Origin of the sequence: Streptomyces sp. NPDC094448 (assembly GCF_044763775.1) — a bacterium.
Lineage (GTDB): Bacteria > Actinomycetota > Actinomycetes > Streptomycetales > Streptomycetaceae > Streptomyces.
This window is the reverse complement of the sequence record NZ_JBIWGU010000001.1, coordinates 218,464-234,585: the sequence shown is the minus strand read 5'-3', so window position 1 is coordinate 234,585 and position 16,122 is coordinate 218,464. Positions and strand designations below refer to the sequence as shown.

At 71.7% G+C, this 16,122-nt stretch carries 11 protein-coding genes; 6 read left to right on the top strand and 5 right to left on the bottom strand.

Going from position 1 to position 16,122, the window contains the following annotated elements:
* The first annotated feature begins 143 nt into the window (after positions 1–143).
* Positions 144–2,885, top strand: a complete 2,742-nt coding sequence (locus ACIQ9E_RS00920) for an FtsX-like permease family protein (RefSeq protein ID WP_403699906.1) — start codon at positions 144–146, stop codon at positions 2,883–2,885.
* Positions 2,882–3,898, top strand: a complete 1,017-nt coding sequence (locus ACIQ9E_RS00915; protein WP_403699904.1) for an ABC transporter ATP-binding protein — start codon at positions 2,882–2,884, stop codon at positions 3,896–3,898. Before ACIQ9E_RS00920 ends, ACIQ9E_RS00915 begins: the two co-directional genes overlap by 4 nt.
* Positions 3,899–4,321: 423 nt before the next feature.
* On the opposite strand, the gene ACIQ9E_RS00910 is transcribed toward ACIQ9E_RS00915, so the two are convergent.
* Positions 4,322–4,990 carry a TrkA family potassium uptake protein gene (locus ACIQ9E_RS00910; protein ID WP_366264459.1) on the bottom strand — a complete coding sequence of 223 codons (669 nt, stop codon included), beginning with the start codon at positions 4,988–4,990 and terminating at the stop codon, positions 4,322–4,324.
* Positions 4,990–5,658: a TrkA family potassium uptake protein gene (locus tag ACIQ9E_RS00905; RefSeq protein ID WP_006345915.1), complete on the bottom strand. Its 669-nt coding sequence runs from the start codon at positions 5,656–5,658 to the stop codon at positions 4,990–4,992. The genes ACIQ9E_RS00910 and ACIQ9E_RS00905 overlap by 1 nt, the downstream gene beginning before the upstream one ends.
* Before the next feature lie 254 nt (positions 5,659–5,912).
* On the opposite strand from ACIQ9E_RS00905, the gene ACIQ9E_RS00900 reads away from it, so the two are divergent.
* The 3 genes from ACIQ9E_RS00900 to ACIQ9E_RS00890 all read left to right on the top strand — a co-directional run bounded on the left by ACIQ9E_RS00900 (position 5,913) and on the right by ACIQ9E_RS00890 (position 10,728).
* Positions 5,913–7,952 carry an APC family permease gene (locus ACIQ9E_RS00900; RefSeq protein ID WP_403699901.1) on the top strand — a complete coding sequence of 680 codons (2,040 nt, stop codon included), beginning with the start codon at positions 5,913–5,915 and terminating at the stop codon, positions 7,950–7,952.
* 246 nt (positions 7,953–8,198) lie between these two features.
* Entirely contained in the window at positions 8,199–9,548 is a 1,350-nt protein-coding gene (locus tag ACIQ9E_RS00895; protein ID WP_403699898.1) for a class I SAM-dependent RNA methyltransferase, read from the top strand.
* A 397-nt stretch (positions 9,549–9,945) separates the two neighbouring features.
* Positions 9,946–10,728: an oxidoreductase gene (locus tag ACIQ9E_RS00890; protein ID WP_403699895.1), complete on the top strand. Its 783-nt coding sequence runs from the start codon at positions 9,946–9,948 to the stop codon at positions 10,726–10,728.
* A 731-nt stretch (positions 10,729–11,459) separates the two neighbouring features.
* Here ACIQ9E_RS00890 and ACIQ9E_RS00885 read toward each other — a convergent pair.
* On the bottom strand, positions 11,460–12,020 hold the full coding sequence (locus tag ACIQ9E_RS00885) for an RICIN domain-containing protein (protein ID WP_403699892.1): 561 nt from the start codon (positions 12,018–12,020) through the stop codon (positions 11,460–11,462).
* A 454-nt stretch (positions 12,021–12,474) separates the two neighbouring features.
* Here ACIQ9E_RS00885 and ACIQ9E_RS00880 point away from each other — a divergent pair, with 454 nt between their 5' ends.
* On the top strand, positions 12,475–13,338 hold the full coding sequence (locus ACIQ9E_RS00880; protein WP_403699889.1) for a choice-of-anchor K domain-containing protein: 864 nt from the start codon (positions 12,475–12,477) through the stop codon (positions 13,336–13,338).
* Positions 13,339–14,001: 663 nt separating this feature from the next.
* On the opposite strand, the gene ACIQ9E_RS00875 is transcribed toward ACIQ9E_RS00880, so the two are convergent.
* On the bottom strand, positions 14,002–15,018 hold the full coding sequence (locus ACIQ9E_RS00875) for a zinc-binding dehydrogenase (RefSeq protein WP_403699886.1): 1,017 nt from the start codon (positions 15,016–15,018) through the stop codon (positions 14,002–14,004).
* A 139-nt stretch (positions 15,019–15,157) separates the two neighbouring features.
* A complete protein-coding gene (locus ACIQ9E_RS00870) occupies positions 15,158–16,090 on the bottom strand; it encodes an SDR family NAD(P)-dependent oxidoreductase (protein WP_403699882.1) in 933 nt (310 codons plus the stop codon).
* Between the last annotated feature and the right edge of the window lie 32 nt (positions 16,091–16,122).

The following is a 16,122-nucleotide window of genomic DNA, read 5'->3' as shown; positions in this document are numbered from 1 at the left end:
ACCCCGGGCGCCGGGGCGTCCGTGGTGGCGCCCGCGCGCCGGAGCGCCGGGGCGCCCGCGGCGGTGTCCGGTGCGGCCTGCCGGCCGGTACCGGTACCGGTTCCAGTATCGGTATCGGTGCCGGTATCGGGGCGGTGGGTGCGATGAGGGCCGTCGCGCCCTGGGTACGGACCCGGCTGCGGACCGCCCCGCTGCCCGCCGTCGCGCTGTTCGTACTCGTCGGCCTGACCGCTTTCCTCTGTGCTGCCTTCCCCCGCGCGGTCGACGCGTACGAAGGCGAGGGGCTGCGCCACGGTCTGGCCGTGGCCGCCGCGGACCAGAGCACGCTCCAGTTCACAGCCCCGCCGCAGTCCCCGTACGATCCGGCGGACCCGGCGCTGCGGAAGGCCGTAGGCCCGCAGGAGATGTCCGAGCGGCAGCGCCGGATCGCCGGGAACCTTCCCGGGCCCCTGCGCGCGGACGCCGGGGAGTCGGCGCACGGGGTGCGGACCCAGCGCCCGATGCGGGGCCACGCGCCCGGACTCGTCGGACTGGACGGTGGCGTTCCGGCGTTCACCCTCGCCGCGCAGGCCGGACTGGCCGAGCATGCGACCGTACGCTCCGGGCGGCTGCCGGCGCCCCGTACCGCCGGTCCGTTCGACCCGGCCACCGAGGCCGTGGTGACGGCGGCGACCGCGAAGGCGCTCGGCATCCGGGTCGGGACGGTCGTCCGGATACCCCGGGGCAGCGCCGAGCCGCTGGCCGTCGCCGTGACGGGGATTGTGGAACCGGTACGTCCCGCCGGGGCCTACTGGTCGGTCCGACCGGTCCTGCGGACCCCCTCGTACCTCTACACCCCCGACATGCCGCCGCAGCCGTACTGGCACGGGGCGCTGCTGCTGGCGCCCGAATCCGCCGGGGCGCTGCTGGCGCTGGAGGAGGAAGCGGAGCCGTACTGGCAGATCGCCGTGGACCCGGGTGGTCTCGGTGCGCACGATCTCGACGCGGCGCGGGGGGCGGTGGCCGCGGTGGAGAACGGTCCGGTGCTGTCCGAGCTGCGGGCGGCGGTCGGGCCCGAACTCCAGGTGGCGACCGGCCTGTCCGGGATCTTCGAGGAGTACGCGAAGGTACGGGGCGCCATCGGTCCGGTGGTGTCGGTGGCCGCCTTCGGGGTCGGCGGCGTGATCGGTGTGGTGCTGCTGACGGCCGGTGGCCTGGCGGCCTCCCGTCGCCGCTCCGAGCTGGCACTGCTGCGGGCGCGCGGTGGTTCGATGCCGGGGATGGTGGGCCGGCTGCTCGCGGAGGCCGCGGTTCCGGCGGTGCCCGCCGCGGTGGCCGGAGGGGCACTCGCCGTACTGCTGCTTCCCGAGGGGCGGTTGTGGCCCTCGGTGGCCGCCACGGTGCTGGTGGTGGTCGTGGCCTGTGGCGCGCTGCCGCTGCGGGCCGTACTGGCGCACCGCAGACCGCGGCCGTCCGGGGCGCGCGAGGACGTGGTCCGGGCCCGGCCCTCCCGCCGCCGTACGGTCGCCGAACTGACCCTCCTTGCACTGGCCGTCGCCGCGGTGGTGACCCTGCGCAGACGGGGTACCGCCGACGGTGCGGAGCAGGGCGTGGACCCGTTGGTCAGCGCCGCTCCGGTGCTGCTGGGCGTGGTGGCCGCGCTCGTTCTCGTACGGTTGTATCCGCTGCCGCTGCGGCTCGCGGCGCTGCCCGTGGCCCGCCGGCGGGGCGCGATCGGTTTTCTGGCCCTGACCCGGGCCGGGCGGGCCCCGGCGACCACCGTGCTGCCGCTGCTGGCACTGCTCCTGGCACTGGTGACAACGGCGTTCGGCGGTTCGGTGCTCGCGGGGGTCGAGGACGCCCGGGACCGGGCGGCGGTGCTGTCGGTCGGGGCCGATGCCCGGGTGGAGTCCGCGGGTGCGCTGCCGAAGGGAGTCGCGGAGGCGGTACGGAAGGTACCGGGCGTGACGGGTGTGGTGGAGGTGTACCGGGAGACGGATCTGAGCCTGCGGGACGGGGACGATGCCCGGGGCGTGACGCTGCTGGCGGCCGAGCCGGGGGCGTACGCCCGGCTGGCGCGCTCCACGGGGCTCGGCGGCTTCCCGGCCGACGCGCTGCGCAAACCCGAGTCGGGACCGCTGCCCGTGGTCGTGTCGCCCGGTGCGGCGGAGCGGCTCGGCAGCGGACCGAGGACCATCGGCCCGCTGAGCGCCGCGCTCACGGTCCGGGTCGCCGCGGTGCGGGAGCTGACCCCGGGTCTGTCGGACGGTGATTTCGTCCTGGTCGACGCGGCCGCGCTGACCGGCCCGAAGGCGGCGACGACCCTGCTGGTCAGCGGTGGTTCGGTGGCCGGTGGACCACTGCGGGCCGCGGTCTCGGGCGCGGACGGGTCCGGGGAGGCGCGGGTGGCGCTGCGGTCCGAGGAGCGGGCGGCGTTCGCGGAGTCCCCGGTGCAGACCGGGGCCGAGCGGGTCTACGCGGTCGCGGTGGCCGCGGCGGCCGGATACGCGGTACTGGCGCTGCTGCTGTCGCTGCTCCAGGCCGCGCCGGAGCGGATCGCGCTGCTGGCCCGGCTGCGCACGATGGGCCTGACCCGGCGTCAGGGCCGGAGACTGCTGGTGCTGGAGAATCTGCCGGGATCGGTACTGGCGGGCGCCGGGGGCGTCCTGGTGGGGTGGGCTGTGGTGCTGGTGCTCTCCCCCGGAGTGGACCTGCGCAGACTGGCACATGCCTCGGGCGGTACGACGCTGTCCCGGGTGCCGGTGGAGCTGACCGTCGACGCCTGGAGCCTGCTGCTGCCGGGGGCGGGTGTGGTGGTGCTCGCGGCGGGGGTGGCCGCGGTCCAGGCCTGGCTGACCACCCGGCGTAGCTCGACGACCGAACTGAGGGTGGGAGATTCACGATGACGGACCCGACGAGTCCGAGTACGACCACAAGTGCGCGTACGCGTTCGGCCGCGTCCTCCGCGGCCACGCTGGAGCAACTGGAGGAGCGGGTCACGGCCCGGCGGAAGGGCCCCGAGTACGGGCACGGCTCGCTGATCACCTGTGACCGGCTGGTCCGGATCTTCTCCGCCGACGGTGTCGAGGTACAGGCGCTCCAGGGGCTCGACCTGCTCGTCCGCGAGGGCGAACTGATGGCCCTGGTGGGTGCGTCGGGCAGCGGGAAGTCGACCCTGATGAACATTCTGGCGGGCCTCGACGTGCCGACCGCGGGCGCGGCTTCCGTGGCGGGCTACGACCTGCTGACCATGGGCGCGAAGGAGCGGCTGAGCTACCGCCGGGATGTGGTCGGTTTCGTCTGGCAGCAGACGGCGCGGAATCTGCTGCCGTATCTCACGGCGGCGCAGAACGTGGCGCTTCCGCTTCAGTTGCGGGGCCGGGACGGGCCGCGGGAGATGCGCGGCCGGGCGGCGAAGACGGCCCGGGTGGAGCTGCTGCTGGGCCTGATGGGCGTGGCGGAGTGCCGCGACCGGCGGCCGCACCAGATGTCGGGCGGTCAGCAGCAGCGGGTGGCGATCGCGGTGGCGCTGGCGAACGAGCCGTCGGTGCTGCTGGCGGACGAGCCGACCGGGGAGCTGGACTCGCATACGGCGGAGCAGATCTTCGCGGCTTTCCGGCGGGCCAACGAGGAGTTGGGGACCACGGTCGTGATCGTCACCCACGACCAGACGGTGGCGTCGGAGGTCCGCCGTACCGTCGCGATCCGGGACGGCCGTACGTCGACGGAGATCCTGCGGCGGACGGAGGTCGACTCGGCGACCGGTCAGGAGTCGCTGGTCGCACGCGAGTACGCGATGCTCGACCGGGCCGGACGGCTCCAGCTGCCCGCGGAGTACACGGAGGCGCTGGGGATGCGGGACCGGGTGATGCTGGAGCTGGAGCGGGACCATATCGGGGTGTGGCCGGACGACGCGTAGCCCCTCCGGGGAGGACGGGGTGCCGGGCCTCCCGGACCGGTGCCGGGACCCTGTCCGCGGCCCCGCCCGGCGACGTCCGGCCGCGTCCATTCACCGGAACCGGACGCGGAACCGGACCGCGCGGCTGCCGGTGGCCGGGCTTCGGGGGCAACCCGGGGCTGCCGCCGGGCGGCGGGTGTGCCGGGGCGGCGCCGTAAGGACTGCCCGGCGGTCCGGCCCGTACCGGCAACCGGAAGCGCAGAGCACCGTCCGGTGGCCGCAGCCGGACCACCGGCTCGTGGCCCGCGGGGGTACGGCCCCCGGCCCGCGGGATCCGGCGCCTCGGAGCCCGGACGGGCGGGCGCGGGGCAGCCGGTCCCCGTGGGTGGTGCCCCGGCCCGCAGGGACCGGCACCGGATCGCCCGCCCGCCTACGGCGCGTTCGTCAGACCTCGTTGCGCGGGGAGAGCAGATCCTCCAGCTGCTCCTCGCGCGCGGGAGCGGCGACGAAGAGGAGTTCGTCGCCCGCCTCCAGGGTCTCCTCCGGGCTCGGGGTCAGCACCCGCGAACCGCGGATGATGGTGACGAGGGAGGTGTCCTCGGGCCAGGCGACATCGCCGATCCTGGTGCCCGCGAGCGTGGACTCCGGCGGCAGGGTCAGCTCGACCAGGTTGGCGTCGCCGTGGCTGAAGCGGAGCAGCCGGACCAGGTCTCCGACGCTGACCGCCTCCTCCACCAGGGCCGACATCAGCCGCGGGGTGGAGACGGCGACGTCGACGCCCCAGGACTCGTTGAAGAGCCACTCGTTCTTGGGGTTGTTCACCCGGGCGACGACCCGCGGAACCGCGTACTCCGTCTTCGCCAGGAGCGACACCACCAGATTGACCTTGTCGTCTCCGGTGGCCGCGATGACCACATTGCACCGCTGGAGCGCCGCTTCGTCGAGGGAGGTGATCTCGCAGGCGTCGGCCAGCAGCCACTCCGCCTGCGGCACCCGCTCCACGGAGATCGCGGTCGGCGCCTTGTCGACGAGGAGTACCTCGTGTCCGTTCTCCAGCAGCTCACCCGCGATGGAACGGCCCACCGCGCCGGCTCCGGCGATTGCGACCCGCATCAGTGACCGCCCTCCTCGGGGCCTTCGGCGAAGGCCGCCTCGACCTTCTCGATCTCGTCCGTACGCATCATCACGTGGACGAGGTCGCCCTCCTGGAGCACGGTCTGCGAGGTCGGCAGGACCGCCTCGCCCAGCCGGGTGAGGAACGCGACACGCACCCCGGTCTCGTCCTGGAGCCGGCTGATCTTGTGGCCGATCCAGGCGGACGAGGTGTGCACCTCGGCCATCTGCACTCCCCCGCTGGGATCGCGCCACAGCGGTTCGGCGCCGGACGGCAGCAGCCGCCGCAGCATCTGGTCGGCCGTCCAGCGGACGGTGGCGACCGTCGGGATGCCGAGCCGCTGGTAGACCTCGGCGCGCCGGGGGTCGTAGATCCGGGCCGCGACGTTCTCGATGCCGAACATCTCCCGGGCGACCCGGGCGGCGATGATGTTGGAGTTGTCACCGCTGCTGACGGCGGCGAAGGCACCGGCCTCCTCGATGCCCGCCTCGCGCAGGGTGTCCTGGTCGAACCCGACACCGGTGACCCGGCGGCCGCCGAAACCGGAGCCCAGGCGGCGGAAGGCCGTGGGATCCCGGTCGATCACGGCGACCGTGTGCCCCTGATGCTCCAGGGTCTGCGCGAGAGCGGCTCCCACTCGCCCACAACCCATGATGACGATGTGCACGACCGTCCTTCCACCGTCCATATTCTTTACTCGTTTTTTGGACTTTATGTGCTTTCCCGCACATTCACCCGGAGTGCCCTTCCAGTTTTTACCGAGACTTAAAGGTCTCCGGGATTAAAGGGTCTCAGACCGCGGCCAAAGCTACACACGCGCGGTGCCCCAAGGGACCCCCGGCGCCGGAGGAACCACGGATTCCGGCCCACTCCCCGGGCGGCGGGTGGGTCAGGCCCATTCGAACGCTTACGATCCTCTCCGTGTCCAAACTGACCGACCTGCCCAAACGGATCCTCATCGGCAGGGCCCTGCGCAGCGACCGACTGGGAGAAACGCTCCTCCCGAAACGCATCGCGCTGCCCGTCTTCGCCTCCGACCCGTTGTCCTCCGTGGCGTACGCGCCGGGCGAAGTGCTGCTGGTGCTCTCCATCGCGGGCGTTTCGGCCTACAGCTACAGCCCGTGGATCGCGGCGGCGGTCGTGGTGCTGATGTTCACGGTGGTGGCGTCGTACCGGCAGAACGTGCACGCCTATCCGAGCGGTGGCGGCGACTACGAGGTCGCGAACACCAATCTGGGCCCCAAGGCCGGTCTGACCGTCGCCAGCGCGCTGCTGGTGGACTACGTGCTGACCGTGGCGGTGTCGATCTCCTCCGGGGTGGAGAACCTCGGTTCGGCGATCCCGTTCGTCGTGGAGAACAAGGTTCTCTGCGCGGTCACGATCATCGTGCTGCTGACCCTGATGAATCTGCGCGGCGTCCGGGAATCGGGGAAGCTCTTCGCGATCCCGACCTATGTCTTCGTTGTCGGGGTGTTCGGGATGATCGCCTGGGGCGCGTACCGGGGGCTCGTACTCGACGAGACGATGAAGGCGCCGACAGCCGGTCTGGAGCTGAAGGCCGAGGAGGCGGGGCTCGCCGGATTCGCGCTGGTCTTTCTGCTGCTCCGGGCGTTCTCCTCCGGCTGTGCGGCACTGACCGGGGTGGAGGCGATCAGCAATGGCGTACCGGCATTCCGCAAGCCGAAGTCCAAGAACGCGGCGACGACCCTGGCACTGATGGGGGCGCTGGCCGTGACGATGTTCTGCGGGATCATCGGGCTGGCGATGGCCTCCGACGTACGGATGGCGGAGGATCCGGCGCACGAGCTGCTGCGCGACGGGGTCCCGGTCGGCGGCGACTATGTACAGAACCCGGTGATCTCGCAGGTCGCGGCCGCGGTCTTCGGGGACGGGACGTTCTTCTTCGTACTGCTGGCCGCGGCCACCGCGCTGGTGCTCTTCCTGGCCGCGAACACCGCGTACAACGGCTTCCCGCTGCTCGGTTCGATACTGGCCCAGGACCGGTATCTGCCGCGCCAGCTCCACACCCGCGGCGACCGGCTCGCCTTCTCGAACGGCATCGTCGTGCTGGCGGGCGCGGCGGCACTGCTGGTGTGGGCGTACGGGGCGGACTCGACGAAGCTCATCCAGCTCTACATCGTCGGGGTGTTCGTCTCCTTCACCCTCAGCCAGACGGGCATGGTCCGGCACTGGAACCGGCATCTGAGGACGGAGAAGAACCCGGCCCGCCGCCGCCGGATGATCCGCTCGCGGGCGATCAACGCCTTCGGGGCGTTCTTCACCGGACTGGTGCTGGTCGTCGTCCTGGCGACCAAGTTCACGCACGGAGCGTGGGTGGCGCTGCTGGGGATGGTGTTCTTCTACGGGGTGATGAGCGCGATCCGGCGGCACTACGACCGGGTGGCGGCGGAGATCGCGGCGGCCGAGGGGCCGAGCGACGACAGCGTGCGGCCCTCGCGGGTGCACGCCATCGTGCTGGTGTCGAAGGTGCACCGGCCGACGCTGCGGGCCCTGGCGTACGCGAAACTGATGCGGGTCGACAAGCTGGAGGCACTCAGCATCAACGTCGACCCGCCGGACACCAAGGCGCTGCGCGAGGAGTGGGAGCGGCGGAACATCAACGTCCCGCTGAAGATCCTCGACTCCCCGTACCGGGAGATCACCCGGCCCGTCATCGAGTACGTGAAGGGGCTGCGGCGGGAGAGCCCTCGGGATGTGGTCAGTGTGATCATCCCGGAGTACGTGGTGGGGCACTGGTACGAGCATCTGCTGCACAACCAGAGCGCGCTGCGGCTGAAGGGCCGGCTGCTGTTCACCCCGGGGGTCATGGTGACCTCGGTGCCGTACCAGCTCGTATCGTCGGAGGCGGCGAAGGAGCGGGCGCGCAAACGGCAGGACTGGAGCGCGCCGGGTTCGGTACGGCGGGGGCCGGTGGACCGGGAGCCGAGTACGCGCAAGTAGTACGGGCCGGGGGCGCTGTTCTGCCCCTGCCCGGCCGGGCGGGGGCACGGCTCCTCACGGACCGACCGGGCAGGGCCACCGCTGCCCACGGCCGACCGGAACGGGGGCACTGCTGCCGCGGACCGGCCGGGCGGGGGCACTGCTGCCACGGACCGACCGGAACGGGGGTGCGCCGGCCCCTCTCCGCCCGCGTAGACTGGTGGGCTGCCCCGCCGTGAAGCGCGTGAAACCCCTGGAGCCAACCGCATGCCGCACGACACGTCCGACACCCCGTCCGTCTCCCCCGCCTCCCTGGTGGGTGAGGAGTACGAGGTCGAGGTCGGACCCGTCGCCCACGGCGGCCACTGCATCGCCCGCACGGACGAGGGCCGCGTGCTCTTCGTCCGGCACTCGCTGCCCGGCGAGAAGGTGATCGCGAAGGTCACGGAAGGTGACGAGACCTCGCGTTTCCTGCGGGCGGACGCGGTACGGATCCTGGCACCCGCCAAGGACCGGGTCGAGGCGCCGTGCCCGTTCTCCGGCCCCGGCCGGTGCGGTGGCTGCGACTGGCAGCATGTGAAGCCGGGCGCACAGCGGCGGTTCAAGGGCGAGGTGATCGCCGAGCAGCTGGAGCGGCTCGCGGGGCTGACGCCGGAGGAGGCCGGCTGGGACGGCACGGTGATGCCCGCGGAGGGCGACAAGCTCCCGGCCGGGCAGGTGCCCGCCTGGCGTACCCGGGTCCAGTACGCGATCGACGCCGACGGCCGTGCCGGACTGCGCCGCCACCGCTCCCACGAGGTCGAGCGGATCGACCACTGCATGATCGCGGCGCCCGGGGTCGACGAACTGGGCGTGGAGAAGCGGGAGTGGCCGGGAATGGCTTCCGTGGAGGCGATCGCGGCGACCGGCTCCCACGACCGCCAGGTGGTCCTCACGCCCCGCCCGGGCGGCCGGCTGCCGCTGGTGGAGCTGGACCGGCCCGTCTCGGTGCTCCGCGTCGACGAGCGCGACGGGGCTGTCCACCGCGTCCACGGCCGCGCGTTCGTCCGCGAGCGCGCCGACGGCCGGACGTACCGCGTCGGCAACGGCGGCTTCTGGCAGGTCCACCCGCAGGCCGCGGACACCCTGGTGAAGGCGGTCATGCAGGGCCTGATGCCGCGCAAGGGCGAGACGGCGCTCGACCTCTACTGCGGGGTCGGCCTCTTCGCGGGCGCCATCGCCGAACGCGTCGGCGAGCAGGGCGCGGTGCTGGGCGTCGAGTCCTCGAAGCGCGCGGTGGAGGACGCCCGCCACAATCTGGGCGACCTGCCGCGGGTCCGGATCGAACACGGCCGCGTGGACCGGATCCTCCCGCGCACCGGCATCACGGAGACGGACCTGATCGTCCTCGACCCGCCGCGCGCGGGCGCGGGCAAGCAGACGGTCCGCCACCTCGCGTCCCTCGCCCCCCGCCGTATCGCCTACGTCGCCTGCGACCCGGCGGCGCTCGCGCGCGATCTGGCGTACTTCCGCGAGGAGGGCTACCGGACGCGGACGCTGCGCGCCTTCGACCTGTTTCCGATGACGCACCACGTGGAGTGCGTGGCGATCCTGGAGCCGGTGAAGAAGGACGCCTGACCTGCGGTTTTACCGATGCGCATGATGCGCGTTGCGGGCGTTACGGGCGATATCTTGACGCTGAAATGACGCTCGTTGATCATGGTCAGACGCCGCGCTGACCAGCGTATTTCCGCTACTGAGTGTTCATGCTGACGCTCGGATACATGATCTGCGGGCACCCCCGCCGCGGCGGCGGACAGCAAACCGGCCCCTTCTTCCCCTCTTGAACGGAATCCGCGGCGCACGGCAGGACGTCTCACGAGCCCTCGACCGCTGGTGTGCGCCCCCGGTACGCCGTGGACGGTACGTGAGGGCGGGCGGAACGATCAGCCGTACGGCGAGGCAATGCCTATCGCGGCACCGCCTCCGCCCGAAGCCCCCCATCATGTACGCGCCGTTGGAGAACCGGAGTGCCGTGGACCTCGATCTCGCTTCGAAAACTGCGGTAGTCACCGGTGCCGGACGGGGTATCGGGCTCGCCACCGTCCGGGCCCTGACCGCCGAGGGCGTCCGTGTCGTCGGTGCCGCCCGCACCCCCACCGCCGAGCTGAAGGCCACCGGCGCGCACACCGTGGCGGCCGATCTGAGCACGGCCGAAGGCGTCGCCGTCCTGATCGGCGAGGCTCTGGGCACACTGGGCGGCATCGACCTGCTGGTGAACAACGTCGGCGGTGTGGACGACCTGGACCCCTGCGGATTCCTCGACACCGACGACGCGCACTGGTTCCGGGCCTTCGACCTCAACCTCCTCAGCACCGTGCGCGCCACCCGTGCCGCCCTGCCCAGCCTGATCGAGCGGCGTGGGTCGATCGTCAACGTCTCGTCCATCAGCGCCCGGCAGCCCGCCACCGGCCCGGTCGCCTACAGCGCGGCCAAGGCGGCCCTCACCGCGCTGGGCAAGAGCCTGGCGGAGGAGTTCGGGCCGCTGGGTGTGCGGGTGAACACCGTCTCCCCCGGCGCGGTCCGCACCCCCGTCTGGGCGGACCCCGACGACTACGGCGGCAAGGTCGCGGCCGGAGCCGGAATGGACCACGCCACCTTCCTGGAGCAGATGCCACCGGCCTTCGGCATCACCTCGGGCCGCATCACCGAACCGGAAGAAGTCGCGGCCCTGATCACCTTCCTGCTCTCGGACGCCGCCCGCAACATCACCGGCGCCGACCACATCATCGACGGCGGCGCGATCAAGTCCACCTGACCGAAATCCGGTTGCACACCGGACCCAGGACATCCCCTCGGACTCTCCGGGGTCTACCGGTCAGGCGAAAGACCTGGGCCCTGGGAGTCGCCCTCGGCACCATCAGCCTCACACCGGTACAGGCATGGAGAGCAGCGCACTGCCAGAACGCCCGGTGGGAGGCGGGAGCCCCGCCCTTTTCATCCTCGCCCACGTGCCGGCCAGCGGCGGCGCGGAGACCGATGCGGGAACCAGGTGGTCGACCGGCGGATTCCCCGCGCCCCGAGAAGACCGGGACGGCGGTCTCCCCGGCCAGGACCCGGACCCCGGCGGCCGATCAGTGACCGCCGGATACCGGTCCACCGGTGCAGGCCCGGACTCCCCATGCCGACATCGGCCCCGGTACCAGCCCTGCCGGGAGACGAGGCAGCCGCAGCCATCGCGGTGGCCTCTCCCTCCACAAGCCCGTCGGCGCCTTCCGGAAGCATGACGGCCACCATCAGCACCTCGTACCCGGTCCCGAGCGGGTCGGGAGCCGCCGGCATCCCGGCCGACGGGCGGGCGGTGCCGAAGTCCGGCGCGGCCCGGCGGGCCTCCACGCAAGCTGCGGCGCCCGGCGAGATGACGGGGCGGAACCGGGCGGTGTCGTACTGGACGACTGCCCCGCCCTTCCCGGTACGGCATGCCGAGGCAGTCCGGTCGCCCCCGGAAGCCCGGCTCGGACACCGGACAACCCACCGCCCGGCACATGGCTAGACGGTGGTCGGTTCCCAGGCCGGCAGCCAGAGGTCGTTGTTCCAGCCCTGGCTGGAACACGGCCACTGGACCAGCCGGTTACCCTCTCCCACGCCGGACTGCACGTTGAGGCACTTGCCACTGTGCCGGGCCACCAGCTGATAGCCGATGCCCTTGGCGACGAACCGCCACTGCTGGTGCTGGCCGGTGTAGCAGGTCCACTGGTTGACCAGGGCGTCGTCCTCGGTGTTCGCGTCCCTGACCTCCAGACACTTCCCGCTCCTCACATTGGAGAGCCGAACGTAGCCGCCACCGACGTCCTCGGCGGTCCAGCGCGCGCTGCGGCTGAAGGAGACGCCTGTCTGGATGATCTCGGCACCGTTGTCGACGGAGCCCCCCTGCACTTCGGCGAGCTGGCCGGCATTGTGGGCCAGCCGGAGGGTCAGCTGCTGGAGCTGTGGAGGTGCCGCCTGCTCGCCCATCGCGGCCCCGGCCGGTGAGGCGGCCGGAACGGCCACCAGCGCGGCCACCGCCGCGGACATCCCTAAACCGACCAGCCAGGTATTACGAACGGACATGTCTGTCTCCTTTGGAGTGAAGGACCGCGTACGGCGTCGAGTTCTCACCGGCCAGTGGGACGATAGGACGCCCTTACCATCACAGGGATCCCCCGGGCGAGGGACCCGGCGTACGCGCCATTGACGCCTCTGTGGGTCCCAGCGGAGATCGGCTCACCGCATCCCCGGCAGCAGCACCGGCAGTACCGGCAGCCGATGCCACCCCGGTTCGAACCAGCCGTACCTCGCTTCAGCCACCGGGATCGCCGAGGGCCATCGCATCCGCGCAGGAGCGTTTGAGGACGGTGGACGGCGGGTGGCTGGAGGGAGAGCCGGACCCGGGCCGGGTGACCATAACGGACCGCCTGCCCGGTTACCCGGTTTTTCCGATAGTCGGCAACGCCTGGAGGTCGGCCGACTACGCTCGGGCGCTGGATGCCTGGGACGGCCAGGCGGGGACAAGGGAGTTCAGGACATGCACACAGCCACGTCGACCGCCCACTGGCAGGACTTCGTCATGCTTCCGCCCGCGCCCAACGCCGGCGGGCTCGGCACGGGACAGCTGACCTGGGGGTTACCGCCGGAGGGCGGCGCGCTGAACTCCTTCACCTTCCAGGGTGCCACCGGTGAGATCCCCACCGACGGCACGGAGTTCGTCGTGGGAACCCTGACCCACGCGAACCGCCCCACCGGCGCCGGCGCCGGCTTCATCGCGCGGCTGGCGATAACCCTCACATTCCCCGACGGCCGTTCGCTGCACAACGCCTACGCGATCCGCCACCAGGAGACCCCGGACCTGGGCGGTCCCGTCGACGACGTGGTCGACTTCCTCGGCGGCTGGGGCGACGGAATCGACCTGGACGGCACCACCTACGTGGCACACGTCACCAGATTCGCTCCCCCGGGCGGGGAAACCGCGCCGAGCCCGCTGGTGAACCCCTCCTTCGCGAGCCCGGAGAATACGGACACCACGGTCTCGGTGATAGCCGTCATGGTCCGCACCGACGCCCCCGGCCTGCGGATCACCACCGTGCGCCAGGGCAACGTCGCACGCACCCAGTCGGACGAGTACGTGGAGATCCTCAACAGCAGCGTCTACCACGTCAACCTCAACGGCTGGACCGTGGACGCGGGAGACGACGGCCAGAACCTCGCCCTGCCGTCCGCGATCCTCTGGCCCGGCCGGCGCATCCGCATTCACACCAACGAGATCCACCCCGAATGGGGCGGCTTCTCCTTCCACAGCAAGCGCGCGATCTGGAACGACAAGGGCGACACCGCCACCCTGCGCACCCCCGCAGGCACCGTCGCCTCCGAATACCGCTACGGCAAGGCCTGACGGCATGACCGACCACTGACCACCGGCCCCGGGGCCGGGGCCGGGGCCGGTGAAAGCCCTCCGCGGAGGCCCGGCACCGTTGCGATAGGACACGCGCGCAGCAGGATCCGGCAGGCAGGAGCCCGACTCCACTCCGGCGGCTGATGAAGCCGATACGGGCCGAGAGGACGTACAACAGAGGGCAGGGCGCGCCGGGATTTGATCCCGATGGGCCCTGCCCCACAGCCGAACCTGAGGTCACGGTAGGCCCGGTCGCGGCAGGCCTCGGCAGTCTTCTCCGTTACTGTCCGGCTTCTGTCAGGTCTTCCCGGCAGGTGACAACTGAGCGGCCCTCAGCCGGGACAGACCACGACCAGCGTCCCGTCCATTGGCAACCCGCCTCGTACACAGCGACTCCCGCGACCATGGACCGTGACCGCGGGGCTCCACTGTGATTGTCGAGGGAAAGCGCAGGCGCCGTCGTCGCAATCGAGCTCGGCAGTGCCGTGCCGAACACCGCGACCACCTGCTGGGGCGTGTTGTACGCCGCCGAGACCATGCCCGGGTCGGACGGGAGAGGCGGGTTGTGCCAGGACCGATGTGGCACGTGCGGCCGGACCGAGTGCCGACGGGCGGCACGGGCCGCTGGTTCGGGGCACCGCGCACCGTCCCGGCCGGGGCTGCTCAGATCATGGTGACGATCATCTTGCCGATGTTCTCGCCGCGGAACAGCCCGCTGATCGCTCCGGGCAGTGCTTCGAGCCCGTGTCGCTGAGTCTCCAGCGGGATCAGTCTGCCGCTTTCGACCCAGTCGACGAGGTGGTCCAGCGCCGCGGGCAGGGCGTCGGGGAACTGCAGCGGCGTGTAGCCCTGCAGGGTCAGTCCGTTGCTGTAGACGGGCGTGATATCGACCGTCCAGGCCGCGTCGTCGTTGTACGTGGAGATCAGGCCGCACACGACGACCCGGGCCGGGCGGCGCATCGTTGTCATGACGGTCCGGCTGACTTCCCCTCCGACGGAGTCGAAGTACAGGTCCGGCCCTTGCGGCGCCCATGCCCTGATCCGCTGGTCGAGATCGGCGGCGCGGTAGTCGAGCGCGGCGTCGAACCCGAGATCCTCGATGAGGATCCGGCGTTTGCGCTCGGAACCCGCGAGACCGAGCACGCGTGCGCCCCGGATCGTGGCGATCTGTCCGGCCAGTGACCCGACGTTGCCGGCGGCAGCGGAGATCACCACGGCTTCCCCGGCCGAGACCCGGCCGGCCTCGATGACGCCGGTGTGGGCCGTCAGCCCGCCGAGTAGGCCGAACACCCCGAGTGCGTGGGACGGCTTGCGAATACGAGGATCGAGGGGAGCCGGTTCGAGCCGGGTGCCGCGGGGAGGCCAGATGGAGAGGTCGGCCCACTCCGCCTCGCTGACCACCCGGTCTCCCGGCCGGTGGTCGGGGTGGCGTGAAGCGGCCACCTCGGAGACGGCGAGCCCGGTCACCGCCGCGCCGACGGGGATCTGCGGGAGGAAGTAGCCATCGATACCGGTCAGCCGGCCGCGCAGGGTGGCGTCGACGGAGAACGCCAGTGGCCGCAAGAGGAGCTGGCCGTCGCGCAGGCCGGGCAGTTCTTTCGTGGTGAGAGTGAAGAGGTCGGGTTCGATCCGCCCGGTGGGCAGGTGGCGGCTGAGGGAGACGAATCGGGTGCGTGTCACGGGAGCGAGCCTCTCGGGGAGATGCTTCGACGGCCCGCGGGGCGTGCACTTTCGGGGCTGCGCAGGCTGCTGATCGCCGGGGCGGGGCGTGGCGCCGGCTCACCGGCCGGGGCGTCGGTCCAGGTGTGGGGCCGACGGTTCAGCCGGCCTCTGCGAGCAGTTGCTCCGAGAGGGTCCACAGGCGTCGGGCGTTGTCAGGGTCGAGGGCGTACGGGGCCACGCCTTGCAGGGGTGCGCCTCGGCGGTCCAGGACCTCGGTCTCGTTGCAGTCGGTGAAGTAGCGTCCGCCGATGCCTTCCAGCAGGGGTGAGGTGGCGAGGAGGACGGATGTGGCGGCTCCTTGTCCGACCGTCTTGATGAGTTCGCTCGGGACGCTGCCGCTGCCACGGCCGCCTTCGGTGTGGCGCTGGAGGTTGGTGTAGACGGCTCCGGGCATCGCGGCGTTGGCGGTCAGGCCGTCCTGGGTCCAGCGGCGGGTGGCTTCCACGGCGAAGAGGATGTTGGCGGTCTTGGACTGGCCGTAGGCGAGCCAGGGGTCGTAGGGGCGGAAGGCGAAGTGGATGTCGTCCCAGACGACGGGGGACAGTTGGTGCCCGCTGGAGCTGACGGAGACGATGCGGGCGGCGCCGTCAGCGGCGAGCGCATCGTGCAGGCCGGTGGCGAGGGCGAAGTGGCCCAGGTGGTTGGTGGCGAACTGCCGCTCCCAGCCCTGCGGCGTGTACTGCTCGGGGCAGGCCATGACACCGGCGTTGTTCACAAGGAGGTGCAGCGGGCCGGTCCAGGCCGCGGTGAAGGCGGTGACGGACGCCAGGTCGGCGAGGTCGAGACGGGCGACGTGCAGGTCCTGGTTCCCGGTGGTGTCGGCGATGCCCTGGGCGACGCGTTCGCCCGCTGCCGTATCGCGGACGGCCAGCGTGACGGCCGCCCCCGTACCGGCCAGAACACGGGCTGTTTCCGCGCCCAGGCCGGAGGAGGCTCCGGTGACCAGCGCGCGGCGGCCGGTCAGCTCGATGCCCTGGGCGACCTGCGCGGCCGTGCTGGAAAAACCGAAGGGCGTGGTGATGACGCTCATGCCTCAACTCCTGGTGCGGAAGCGGGGTGGGT

What these genes read in the sequence shown, in the direction of transcription:
- ACIQ9E_RS00870 (WP_403699882.1), bottom strand. Translation starts at nt 16,090, where the DNA reads ATGAGCGTCATCACCACGCCCTTCGGTTTTTCCAGCACGGCCGCGCAG.
- ACIQ9E_RS00895 (WP_403699898.1), top strand. Translation starts at nt 8,199, where the DNA reads ATGCCGCACGACACGTCCGACACCCCGTCCGTCTCCCCCGCCTCCCTG.
- ACIQ9E_RS00915 (WP_403699904.1), top strand. Translation starts at nt 2,882, where the DNA reads ATGACGGACCCGACGAGTCCGAGTACGACCACAAGTGCGCGTACGCGT.
- ACIQ9E_RS00885 (WP_403699892.1), bottom strand. Translation starts at nt 12,020, where the DNA reads ATGTCCGTTCGTAATACCTGGCTGGTCGGTTTAGGGATGTCCGCGGCG.
- ACIQ9E_RS00920 (WP_403699906.1), top strand. Translation starts at nt 144, where the DNA reads ATGAGGGCCGTCGCGCCCTGGGTACGGACCCGGCTGCGGACCGCCCCG.
- ACIQ9E_RS00880 (WP_403699889.1), top strand. Translation starts at nt 12,475, where the DNA reads ATGCACACAGCCACGTCGACCGCCCACTGGCAGGACTTCGTCATGCTT.
- ACIQ9E_RS00910 (WP_366264459.1), bottom strand. Translation starts at nt 4,990, where the DNA reads ATGCGGGTCGCAATCGCCGGAGCCGGCGCGGTGGGCCGTTCCATCGCG.